The sequence below is a fragment of the Pseudomonas sp. PDM27 genome, from assembly GCF_019219205.1.
Classification (GTDB): domain Bacteria; phylum Pseudomonadota; class Gammaproteobacteria; order Pseudomonadales; family Pseudomonadaceae; genus Aquipseudomonas; species Aquipseudomonas laurylsulfatiphila.
In genome coordinates, this window is record NZ_JAHUWF010000001.1 from 1,196,820 (window position 1) to 1,208,761 (window position 11,942).

General features: G+C 62.0%; 10 protein-coding genes. 6 read left to right on the plus strand and 4 right to left on the minus strand.

All coding sequences use genetic code 11. The features are described from left to right. Positions 1–460: 460 nt before the first annotated feature. The 3 genes from KW838_RS05300 to surE all read left to right on the plus strand — a co-directional run bounded on the left by KW838_RS05300 (position 461) and on the right by surE (position 4,497). Entirely contained in the window at positions 461–2,038 is a 1,578-nt protein-coding gene (locus KW838_RS05300; protein ID WP_102702288.1) for a DUF1302 domain-containing protein, read from the plus strand. A 23-nt stretch (positions 2,039–2,061) separates the two neighbouring features. Beyond that, positions 2,062–3,441, plus strand: coding sequence for a DUF1329 domain-containing protein (locus tag KW838_RS05305; protein ID WP_116581253.1), 1,380 nt, complete (start codon positions 2,062–2,064; stop codon positions 3,439–3,441). A gap of 78 nt (positions 3,442–3,519) precedes the next feature. Beyond that, positions 3,520–4,497 (plus strand): 5'/3'-nucleotidase SurE, encoded by a 978-nt coding sequence (gene surE, locus KW838_RS05310; RefSeq protein WP_218500595.1) that lies wholly within the window; start codon positions 3,520–3,522, stop codon positions 4,495–4,497. A 150-nt stretch (positions 4,498–4,647) separates the two neighbouring features. Here surE and KW838_RS05315 read toward each other — a convergent pair whose 3' ends face one another. The 4 genes from KW838_RS05315 to KW838_RS05330 form a co-directional block, all read right to left on the minus strand. Continuing rightward, on the minus strand, positions 4,648–5,106 hold the full coding sequence (locus KW838_RS05315) for a transposase (RefSeq protein ID WP_218500596.1): 459 nt from the start codon (positions 5,104–5,106) through the stop codon (positions 4,648–4,650). A gap of 537 nt (positions 5,107–5,643) precedes the next feature. Then, on the minus strand, positions 5,644–6,759 hold the full coding sequence (locus KW838_RS05320; RefSeq protein WP_102702284.1) for a 3,4-dihydroxy-2-butanone-4-phosphate synthase: 1,116 nt from the start codon (positions 6,757–6,759) through the stop codon (positions 5,644–5,646). Continuing rightward, on the minus strand, positions 6,756–7,682 hold the full coding sequence (locus KW838_RS05325) for an alpha/beta hydrolase (RefSeq protein WP_218500597.1): 927 nt from the start codon (positions 7,680–7,682) through the stop codon (positions 6,756–6,758). Before KW838_RS05325 ends, KW838_RS05320 begins: the two co-directional genes overlap by 4 nt. After that, entirely contained in the window at positions 7,669–8,508 is an 840-nt protein-coding gene (locus KW838_RS05330) for an SDR family NAD(P)-dependent oxidoreductase (protein WP_218500598.1), read from the minus strand. The genes KW838_RS05325 and KW838_RS05330 overlap by 14 nt, the downstream gene beginning before the upstream one ends. 146 nt (positions 8,509–8,654) lie before the next feature. Between KW838_RS05330 and KW838_RS05335 the strand changes: the two genes are divergently transcribed. The 3 genes from KW838_RS05335 to nudE all read left to right on the plus strand — a co-directional run bounded on the left by KW838_RS05335 (position 8,655) and on the right by nudE (position 11,601). After that, entirely contained in the window at positions 8,655–9,698 is a 1,044-nt protein-coding gene (locus KW838_RS05335; RefSeq protein WP_218500599.1) for a Rieske 2Fe-2S domain-containing protein, read from the plus strand. A 136-nt stretch (positions 9,699–9,834) separates the two neighbouring features. Further along, positions 9,835–10,965, plus strand: coding sequence for a helix-turn-helix transcriptional regulator (locus KW838_RS05340; RefSeq protein WP_095967425.1), 1,131 nt, complete (start codon positions 9,835–9,837; stop codon positions 10,963–10,965). Positions 10,966–11,052: 87 nt separating this feature from the next. Beyond that, positions 11,053–11,601 carry an ADP compounds hydrolase NudE gene (gene nudE, locus KW838_RS05345; protein WP_102702280.1) on the plus strand — a complete coding sequence of 183 codons (549 nt, stop codon included), beginning with the start codon at positions 11,053–11,055 and terminating at the stop codon, positions 11,599–11,601. Positions 11,602–11,942 lie beyond the last annotated feature (341 nt).

Sequence of the window (11,942 nt, forward strand, 5' to 3'; positions counted from 1 at the left end):
CTAAGCCGAAGACCGCAGCTCCCTCTGTAGGAGCTGTCGAGTGCAACGAGGCTGCGATCTTTCAAAAGCCAGATCAAAAGATCGCAGCCTTCGGCAGCTCCTACAGAGAAAACCGCAATCCCCATTCCCTGTAGGAGCTGTCGAGTGCAACGAGGCTGCGATCTTTTAAAGGCCAGATCAAAAGATCGCAGCCTGCGGCAGCTCCTACAGAGAAGGCCGCAGCCCCCAACCCCCTGTAGGAGCTGTCGAGTGCAACGAGGCTGCGATCTTTCAAAGGCCAGATCAAAAGATCGCAGCCTGCGGCAGCGCCTACAGCGATCCGGTGCGGCTGTTCCCGTACAAATCGCTTAGTCCGCTTGGACGATGTTGTGCGCTAGTCGTGACTCCATAGTCGCCCACAGCACCAATCACCCCCCTGAAATGCAGGTCGGGCAGGTCTGACCTGGGCCATGAGGACGACATGATAAAAACAATAATCGCCCCACCAACACAGCACCCTCGCGTACAGCTGGCATTGCTGTTGCTGGCTGGCGGATTAAGCGCTCACGTTAACGCCATGAGCTTTCAGCCGAGCGAAGACTTGAGCATCGACTGGGACACCACACTGACTTACAGCCTCGCCTGGCGGACCGAGTCTCGCGATCACAAACTGACTGCCGATGCCAACGCCAACGATGGTGACAACGCGTTCGATAAAGGCAGCCTGATCAATAACCGCAGCGGCTTTCTCACCGAAGCCAACATCAAGTGGCAAGACAACTACGGCGTGTTCGTCCGCGCGACCGGTTTCTACGACAACGTCTACGATCAGGGCAACGACAACACCACCGGCACCTCGAACTGCTTTGCCGGTGGCCATTGCAGCCAACCCGACCGTTTCTCCCAGGACACCATCGACCAGCATCGCAATGAACTGCGCATGCTCGATTACTACGCCTACGGCACCTGGGACGTGAGCGGCCACGCCCTCAACGCGCGCCTGGGTAACCAGGTGGTGAGCTGGGGTGAAAGCCTGTTCTACCCGGGTATTTCCGCAGCGCAGAGCCCGGTCGACGCGACCAAGGCGACCACGCCGGGCGTCGAGGTCAAGGAAATCCTGCTGCCGGTCGGCCAACTGTTCACCCAGTTCGCCCTGACCGAAAGCCTGGGTGTCCAGGCGTACTACCAATACAAATGGGAAAAGACCGAGCTGTTCGGCGTGGGCAGCTACTTCTCCACCACCGACTTCATCGATGAGGGCGGCTTCAACGACGCCTCCGGTTTCGTCACCCGCCTCAAGGACGACAAGCCGAGCGACAGCGGCCAGTACGGTCTGGCCTTCACCTACGCCGCCGAGTCGTTGAACAACACCGAGTTCGGCATCTACTACTCGCGCTATCACGACAAGACTCCGTCCCTGGATTTCGCGACAACGCTGGGCCGCTACCAGGTGCGCTACTTCGACAACATCGACCTGTTCGGCGCGAGCTTCGCCACCGTGCTGGGCGACGTCAGCTGGGCCGGTGAAGTCAGCTACCGCGACGGCACGCCAGTGATGGTCGACAACGGTTTCTCCAGCCCTGTGCGTGGCAAGACCGTGCAGGCGCAAACGTCGATGATCTACGTGCTCGGCCCGACCTCCTTCGCCGACAACACCACCCTGACCGGCGAGGTGGTCTACAACACCGTGGTCAGCAACGACAAGTCGCAACCGGTGACCCTGGCGCCGGGCTTCGCGCTGCCGGGAACCGACAGCCTGGTCTATGACCGCGATGCCTGGGGCTACACGGTGCAGGCGAACTTTGACTACAACGACGTGTTCAGCGGATGGGACATGTCTGTGCCTGTCACCTTCAGCGCCGCCGCCCACGGCGACAGTTCGATGGTCGGCTCGATCAACGCCGGCCAGAACGATAACCGCGCCAGCATCGGCAGTTCATGGCGCTACCTGGGCAACTTCACCGTCGAGGCCCGCTACAACGCTTACCTCGGCAACGCCAACAACAGCCCGTTGGCCGACCGCGACAACGTCGCGCTCAACTTCAAGTACCGGTTCTGATTCCCCTGTCGGAGGAGCACAGCATGTCCAGATTCACCCAAACATTATTGAGCACGGCGCTGACCGTCGGCCTGCTCGGCAGTGGCCTGGCCTACGCCAAGGTCAACCCCGAAGAAGCCGCCCGCCTGGGCCAGGACCTGACCCCGATGGGTGCCGAAAAAGCCGGCAACGCCGACGGCAGCATCCCGGCCTGGACCGGCAAATGGCGCGGCCTGCCACCCGGCCTCAAATACGCCGGTCCCGGCACCCCGTACCCGGACCCGTACGCCGCGGAAAAGCCGTTGTTCGTCATCGATTCGAAGAACATGGACAAGTACGCCGACAACTTGACCGATGGCCAGAAAGCGCTGCTCAAGCGTTACCCTGACACGTTCAAGATCCCGGTGTACCCGAGCCACCGCGACTTCCGCCTGGATCAGCGCCTGGAAGACCAGGTCAAGAAAAACGCCGTCACCGCCGAACTCGACAATGACAACAACGACACGAAAAACGCCTGGGGTGCCTCGCCGTTCCCGATCCCGAAGAACGGCAGCGAGTTGATGTTCAACCATACCTTGCAGGGGCGAGCCAGCACTGAAGAGGCCGTCTACGGCCAGGCGGTGGTGTACTCCAACAAGGAAAAGGTACTGGAAGAGGTCGACTACAAGATCTTCTCGATCTGGTCGAGCCCGGACAAAGCCCTGGATACCGCCAACGGTGTATTCACCCACTTCCTGATCACCACCCTGGAACCGGTGCGCAAGAAAGGCGAGATCGTGGTCGGCCACGAGTTCATCAACCCGACCGCCTCCCCGCGCCAGGCCTGGCAGTACAGCCCGGGCCAACGCCGGGTACGTCGCGCACCGACCGTGGGTTACGACTCGCCGACCGGCGCCGGTGGTTTTCGCGTATACGACGAAGACCGTTTGTTCAACGGTGCGCCGGACCGCTACAACTGGACCATCGTCGGCAAGAAAGAGATCTACATTCCGTACCACAACTACAAGATCGACGACCCGAGCGTAACGGTCGACCAGATCCTGGACACCACCGGTCACGTCGATCCGCAGTACATGCGCTACGAGAAACACCGCGTCTGGGTGTTGCAGGCCAACCTCAAGGAAGGTGCCCGCCACGTATACGCCAAGCGCGTACTGTACCTCGACGAGGACACCTGGTCGGCAACCATGGCCGACAACTACGACAGCCGTGGCCAGTTGTGGCGCACCAACATGCAGACCTCGATCTACGCCTACGAAATGCAGCGCTACCACGCTCGCCTCGGCATCTACCACGACCTGATCGCCGGCTCCTACCTGGTTGACCGCATGCTGGTCGATCAGAAACCGGCCAAGCTCAACGCCACCGCCTTCACCGAAGACGAATTCACCCCTGGCAACCTGCGCAAACTCGGCACCCGCTAAACTCACCGCGCCCCGACCGATTTCTTCGGTCGGGGCGTTGTGCTTTGTAAAATCCGCGCCTCCCACGGAAGAGTCCCCATGAACAAACTCCTCACCGGCGTCATCGCCATGGCCAGCGTTGGCCTGTCGATGCAGGCCAACGCCCTGAACATCCTGCTGACCAACGACGATGGCTGCCGCGCGCCCGGCATCGATGCGATGTACCGCGCCCTGACCGCTGCCGGGCATAAGGTCACCCTGGTCGGCCCGTTGAACGACAGCAGCGGCATCAGCGCCGCCAGCGTGGTCGTACCCGGCCAGGCCCTGGCGGTGACCGAACTGGCGCCGGGTCGGTATTGCGTCGGACCACCGCAGGGCTATACGCCGCCCGCCGGCAAGACTTCCGCCATTGGCACGCCGGTGGATGCGGTCAACGTCGGACTCGACGTGTTCCTCAAGGATTCGCCGCCGGACCTGGTGGTCTCGGGCAGCAACTTTGGCGAAAACGTCGGCCCGCTGACGCAGATGTCCGGCACCCTCAACGCGGCTGTGCGGGCGATGTTCAAAGGGGTTCCGGCAGTGGCGGTGTCCACGGCCATCGACATGGACCTGATCATCCGCGACCAGCAGGCCGGCTACCGCAAGACCCTCGGTGCGATGGACGACACGGCGCGCTTTGCCGTGAAGGTGATAGAACAGGCGAGCCTGGCCGGTACAGAAGCCAGACAGGCCTGTGCCAGGAGCAAACACCAGTGTGATTTGAACGTGCTGGGCCTGCCGGGTGTCAGCGGCCTGAACCTCAACTACCCACCGCTGAAACCCGATGAAGTCAAGGGCGTGAGCTTTGCCCCGATCGGCAACTGGGACCGGGTGAACTTCACCTCACAACGTGGCGCCGACGGCGTGGTCCACGTCAACCTGGCCGCCCCGCAGTCACCGACCGAAACCCAGCAAAAAGCCGATGCCTATCAACTGTGGCAAGGCCATGCAGTGATCACCGTGATCGACGGCAACATGACCGCGCCGCAGGCGGTGCAGGATCAGGCGAGGAAGATGTTGCAAGGCATCAAGCCTTAAGCGCACTCATTCAAAAGAGATGTCGACTGACACTCCGCCATCGCGAGCAAGCTCGCTCCCACATGGTTAGCGGGTGTACGCAACATCTGCGGGCAACCAAATCTACTGTGGGAGCGAGCTTGCTCGCGATGGTGGCAACGCGGTTACGGATCAAACCCATATCGCGTCCCACAGCGGATAATCGCCCAGCTTCCCCACCAATCCCGCGCGCAGCGGGTTGGCGACGACATATCGAGCAAGCTTTACCAGGTCGTCGTCCCGCCTCAACGCCCGATCGTGATAACCCTGCTGCCAAAGACTGCCTTTACGTCCGACGGACATGTTCACGGCTCGCGTACTCAATGATTTGGTTTTTCGCATCAGTTGACTGAGTGAGCACTGCTGCAGTTCGATCAACCAATGAAAATGATCGGGCATGACGACCCAGGCTAAAGAGTTCGCCCAGTATTGTTCCTGTGCATATTGAAATTGCTTGACGACCAGCCTGCCCAAACCGAAATCCTTGAATACCGGTTCTCGGCCCAGCGTGTTGCTCGTCAGCAGGTAAATCCTGTTGGATTCAGGATAGCGGTCTGTGCGCAGGCGATGTGAGGCGGGTAAATCCGGCATTCCTTTGCCCTCTACATGGTGAGTTCAGGAGAAAGGCTAGACCGGTGGATGCTTGAGAGTTGGGTCAGCTTTTGACTGGGTGTGTCTGATAGCTCGCCATCGCGAGCAAGCTCGCTCCCACAGGGTTCGTGGGTGTACACAAAATATGCAACCAACCGAAATTACTGTGGGAGCGAGCCTGCTCGCGATGAGGTCGGCACGTTCAACATGGATGTCGACTGACCGACCGCCTTCGCGAGCAAGCTCGCTCCCACAGGGTTCGTGGGTGTACAAAAAATATGCAACCAACCGAAATTACTGTGGGAGCGAGCTTGCTCGCGATGAGGCCGGCACGTTCAAAATAGATGTCGACCGACACTCCGCCATCGCGAGCAAGCTCGCTCCCACAGGGTTCGTGGGTGTACACACAATATGCAACCAACCGAAATTACTGTGGGAGCGAGCCTGCTCGCGATGAGGCCCGCACATTCAACATGGATGTCGACTGACCGACCGCCTTCGCGAGCAGGCTCGCTCCCACAGGTTCAGGTGTTGGCTTCAGACTACCGGCTGGAACGGCACGAACTCGGTCACTTCCAGATCGAAGCCGGACACGGCCTTGTAGGGTACCGGCGAGCTCATCAGGCGCATTTTGCGCACGTTCTGGTCGCGCAGGATCTGGGCGCCGATGCCCAGGGTCCGTTGCGGAAACTGCGGTGCGCGCGGCTTGCCGCCGCTGCGCTGGCGCAGTTGTTCAAGCACGCCGTCGGCGGTTTCCTTCTGCGCCAGCAACACCAGTACGCCGTTACCGGCGGCGGCGATGCTCGCCAGCGAGCGTTCGAGGGTCCACTGCTGTGTCCCGCCTTCGCTTTCACACCCCAGCACGTCGCGCAACGTCTCGATGCTTTGCACCCGCACCAGCACCGGTTGTGTGCTGTCGATCCGGCCCTTGACCAGCGCCAGGTGCAGCGCGCCCTGGTAGGTGTCCTGATAGGTCGTCACCTGGAACTCGCCGTGGCGAGTCTGTAATGGATACTCACCGCCGCGCTCGATCGTGCCCTCATGCAGGATGCGGTAGTGAATCAGGTCGGCGATGGTGCCGATCCGCAAGCCATGACGTTGAGCGAACTCATGCAACTCGGCACCACGGGCCAGTTCGCCATCCTCGTTGAGAATGCCCACCAGGGTGGCCGCCGGTTGCCGCCCCGCCAGCCGTGTCAGGTCGCAAGCGGCCTCGACATGACCGGCCCGCTGCATCACGCCGCCGGGCAAGGCCTGCACCGGGAAGATATGCCCCGGTTGCACCAGGTCCGCCGGTACGCTGGCCGGGTCGACCGCCACCTGGATCGACCGCGCCCGGTCCGCCGCCGAGATGCCGGTGGACACCCCGGTGGCGGCTTCGATCGAGCGGGTAAACCCCACGCCATGCTGCGCCCGGGAGTTGGGCACCATCAGGTCCAGGCCCAGCGCGCGGCAGCGCTGCTCGGTCAGGGCCAGGCAAATCAGCCCGCGTGCCTGCACCGCCATGAAGGTAACGGCCTCGGCCCCGGCCTGTTCGGCGGCCATCAGCAGCGAGCCTTCGCCGTTGTGTTCATCGTCGGTGATCACCACCATCTGACCGGCACCAATGGCCTCGATCAGTTGCGGCACCGTATTGAAAACCAGGCCGCTCATTGGAGTGCTCTACGCAAATCGGCGCAAGCGTCCGTCAACGCTTGTGCTGCGGCCTCAACAAACGGCGCCATGCTGATAAAACCGTGGATCATGCCTTCGTAACGCTGCACGCGCACCACCACACCGGCTTCGCGCAGGCACTCGGCCAACGCTTCGCCCTCGTCCCGCAGGGGATCGAATCCGGCGGTGTACAAGGTGGTCGGCGGCAAGCCTGCCAGGCTTTCGGCTCGCAATGGCGAGGCCAACGGATCATCCGCCTGTCCATCCTCTTGCAGGTATTGCTGCCAGAACCAGCGCATCGCCTTGGCCGAAAGCAGATAACTTTCGGCGAATTCCTCGAAGGACTGACTGTCGCATCCCGCATCGGTGACCGGGTAGAACAGGCACTGATAGCGGATCTTCGGTCCCTTGCCTTGCGCCGCCAGTTGGCTGACCGCCAGCGCCAGATTGCCACCGGCGCTGTCCCCGGCCACGGCCAGTCGGCTGCCATCGACGCGCAGTTCAGCCGCGTGCTCAACCAGCCAGCAGGTGGCCGCATAGCAATCGAGGGGCGCCGCCGGGAACGGGTGTTCCGGGGCCAATCGATAAGCCACGGACACCACCACTGCCTCGGTCTGGCGCGCCAGCGAACGGCAAAGATTATCGTGGGTATCGAGATTGCCCATGACAAATCCGCCGCCATGGAAATACACCAGCAACGGCAGGTCGGGCGCTTCCGATGGCCGGTACAGCCGTGCATCCAGCTCACCGTCCGCGCCGGCCACTTTCAGATCGCGCACCTCGCTCATCGGGTCGCCGGGGATGGCCGGCAGCAGGTTATCGGAGAACTGCCGGTACTGAGCGGCATCGACCTGGCTGAAATCGGGTTCCGGGAGGTCGCGAAATTGCTGGAGAACCCCGGCGATCTGCTTATCGAGCGGCATGGGCATCGTCCTCTACGTCGGTCATTTGAAATTGCGGATTGGTCTCGCCCAGGATGCTTTGTACCCGGCGCTCAAGGGCCGGTTTGAAACCCTTGTGGGGCAGGATCCAGAAGCGTTTTTGCGCGACGGCGGCGAACACTTGCGCAGCCAGTTCCGCCGGGGTCATGCCCTGGCGAATGGTGCTGTCGAGCAGTTGACTGAAGTCGGATCCGGCGCTGTCCACCAACTGGTTCGACGCCATGATTTCACTGGCCACCGGCCCCGGGCACAGCACCGAAACCGACACCGGCGCACCGAGCATGGCGAGTTCGTAATGCAGGGTTTCCGAGAGCGCGACCACCGCCTGCTTGGTCACGTTGTACGGAGCCATCAGCGGACTGCTGACCAGCCCGGCAAGGGACGCGGTGTTGATCACATGGGCCGCCCGGCCCTGGCTGAGCAACAGCGGCACAAAGCTGCGAATACCGTTGATCACGCCGTTGAGGTTAACGTCGAGCATGCGCTGCCATTGCGCTTCGGTGATTTCCCAGCTGAAGCCGGTCTGCATGACGCCGGCGTTGTTGAACAGCAGGTCGACCCCGCCGAAGTGCTCGACAGCCCGGTCACGCAAGCGCTCGACCTGCTTCACCTCACCGACATCGGTGACGCAGGCAATCGCTTGCGCACCACCGGCCTTCAATTCGTCGCACAGGGCTTGCAGGCCCGCCGCATCCCGATCCGCCAGCACCAGGCGCATGCCCAGTGTCGCCGCGTGCTCGGCCAGGCCTCGGCCAATACCACTGGCGGCCCCGGTAATCACCGCGACCGGCCCTTGTTCATTGCTCATCGCCAACTCCTGCCATGGGTCCAATGGCGCCAGTAGAGCGGGCCTGCTTAAAGCAGCCATCGTCCATTCAGACGATGCCCGCTTTTACAGGGGCGGCAGAATCCCTTACATGCGCCAACCCCGTGATCCCTTGGGAGAATAATAAGATGAGTACCCTGCACCGCATCGAAGCCAAACTGCTGGAAGACCGCTACGCCCGTGGCTGGCATTGCCTGGGCCTGGCCGCGCAATACCGCGACGGCAAGGCCCATCGCCTGGAGGTGTTCGGCACCCGCTTGGTGGCGTTCCAGGGTGAAGACGGCGAACTGCATATTCTTGACGGCTACTGCCCGCACATGGGTGCCGACCTGAGCACCGGTTGCGTTGAAGGCAACTCGATCCGCTGCCCGTTCCACGCCTGGCGCTGGGGCGCCGATGGCGTGTGCGACGACATCCCCTATGCCAAGCGCATCCCGCCACGGGCCAAAATCAAAAGCTGGCCGATCATGGAAGAAAACCAGCTGCTGTTCGTCTGGAATGACCCCGAAGGCAACCCGCCGCTGCCGGAACAACGCATTCCGCGCATCGACGCCTGCTACAGCGACGAATGGGCTGCATGGGAAGTCGCTGAACTGCAGATTGGCACCAACTGCCGCGAACTGATCGACAACATCGCCGACATGGCGCACTTCGGCACCGTGCACGGCGCGCCGGTCGATGAGTTCATCAACATTTTCGAAGGCCACCTGGCCACCCAGATCATGCGCGCCCGCAGCGAACGCCTGTCCGGCGACAGCGTGTTGACCACCGAAGCCACCTACTTCGGCCCGGCCTATCAGATCACCGAAATGAACGGCGCCATGAACGGCCAGCCGATCCACTCGATCCTGCTCAACTGCCACGTGCCGATCGATCTGGACAGCTTCACCCTGCGCTACGGCGTGCTGGTGAAAAAAATCCCGGGGCTCAGCGAAGAGCAGAACCAGGCGATGGCCAAGGCCTACGTGGCACAGGCCCAGGCAGCCTTCTACGAAGACGTGGCCATCTGGCACAGCAAGACCCGCGTCGACAACCCGCTGCTGTGCGACGGCGACGGCCCGGTCTATCAGTTGCGCCGCTGGTACGAGCAGTTCTACACCGACGTCGAGGCGCTGTCGGCGGACGTGGCCGAGCACAAGAAGTTTGTCGTGCGCGCCAGCGAACGGGTCTGACGCCAGCGGCTTTTCGCCCGCCCCGGGCCTGATCGGCAGCCGCCTGTCAGGCCCTGAGCCCGAGCGTTGCAAGGAGTCGATACCGGCGCTTATCCTCGGCCACCGCCAACGCTAATAATAAAAACGGTTTTTCCCTATGCAGCAGAGCCTCAGCCTCGATACGTTCAGTGATTTGATCGGCAACCTCTATCAGGGGCCGCTGGAAACCATTCCCTGGGCGACGTTCCTCAATCAGCTCAATGTGCATCTGAACAGCAAGTACGTGACCTTCATCCTGCGTCCGCCCAGCGCCCACGTGGACGGCTTGATGGTCAACACCACCGGCACTTCGACCGAGGCGACCGCGTCGTACAACAAACACTTTTTCAGCCTCGACCCCTTTGTCGACCTGCCCAACCGCCAGGTCGTGACCCTCGCCGAGTTCGTCTCCAACGACGACTGGCAGAATTCCGAGTTCTACAAGAACTTCCTTGAACCGGTGGACGTGTTCCACATCCTCGGTGCCGACATCAACACCGTTGACGGCGCCCAGTGCCGCATTCGCATCAGCCGTGGACGGGACGACAAGCCTTTCGGCAACGAAGAAAAGGCCATGCTCACGCATTTCATTCCACACCTGGAGCGGTCGATCAAGATCCACATGCAGCTCAACCGCATCGAAGCCGAGCGCAACCTGTACGCCGGCGCGGTGAACCAGATGGCGGTCGGCACGATCATCCTCGACGAGTCCGGCAAGGTGCTGCAGACCAACCAGGTGGCCGATCGACTGATCCAGGAAAAGGACGGCATCAAACTGGTCAACGATGGCCTGCAGGTGGGCACGGCCCGGGACACCCAGGAGTTCCGCCGCCTGGTCAAGCAGTCGCTGCTGTCGCAAAAGAGCAGCAACCCGTCGGTGGTCGAAGCCCTGCGCGTGCAGCGCCCGTCCGGGAAAGCGGACCTGGGGATCATCGTGCGCTCGGTGCCACTGACCGACTGGAGCGAAGGCAAGCAGTGCCCGACCGTGGTGATTTTCATCAGCGACCCGGAACAACAGTCCACCGCGCCGCAGGAAATCGTGCGCGCGCTGTTCGACTTCACCCCGGCGGAAACCCAGCTGGCGATGCTGCTGGCCAACGGTCTGACCCTGGACGAAGCCTCGGAAGAACTGGGCATCAGCCGCAACACCTCGCGGGCCCACCTGCGCTCGACCTTCTCCAAGACCGGCGTAACCCGCCAGACCATGCTGGTGCGCCTGATCCTGCGCAGCGTGGCGACCCTCGGCTGAGCCTCATTGCCGCCCTCGTCCGCTCGGACGATGGCGGCCCCCGTTGTACAGCGCACAGTGTCCTCATCCCAAACAGGGGACTGCCCCATGCGCAACTGCCCAACCATCCTCAAGACTGAACTGCTGGCGCAAAGCGGCCACTTTCAGATCGAAGCCCTGCACCTGCAATTCAGCAACGGCCAGCAGCGGGTCTACGAACGCCTGCGCGGCACCGGTTATCGCTCGGTGATGCTGGTGGCGATGCCTGATCCGGAGCATGTGCTGCTGGTGCGCGAATACGCGGTCGGTGTGGAAAAAACCATACTCGGCCTGCCCAAGGGCGGCGCCGAGCCCGATGAAGACTACTTGCAGGCGGCGCAACGCGAACTAAGCGAAGAAGTCGGCCTGCGCGCCGCACGCCTCACCGAACTGGGCGAACTGACCCTGGCACCGGGGCATTTGTGCCATCGCTACCGGGTGGTACTGGCCGAACAACTGAGCCCCTGCCAACTCGAAGGCGACGAACCCGAACCCCTGGAATGCCTGCGCATACCACTGGCGCAGATCCCCGAACTGGTGGCCCGCGGCGACCTCCACGAGGCCCGGGCCATTGCGGCGCTGTTCATGGCCATGGGCGCCCTCGCCCGAAGAACCTGACACCAAACAGAACCTGTGGGAGCGGGCTTGCTCGCGAAGGGGCCGGCACATTCAACATCCACGTCGCCTGATACACCGCCTTCGCGAGCAGGCTCGCTCCCACAAGGGAATTGCAGCCAGACGAAATCCCAAAAACGCCAAGTAACCTGTGGGAGCGGGCTTGCTCGCGAAGGGGCCGGCACATTCAACATCCACGTCGCCTGATACACCGCCTTCGCGAGCAAGCTGAACTGGCCTAATGATTTTGGACACTTCAATCGGGCGCTATGATGGCGCCCAAATTTGAGGTGTTTGGATATGCGTAAATCTTATTCCAGTGAATTCAAACTCAAGGCCGCCAG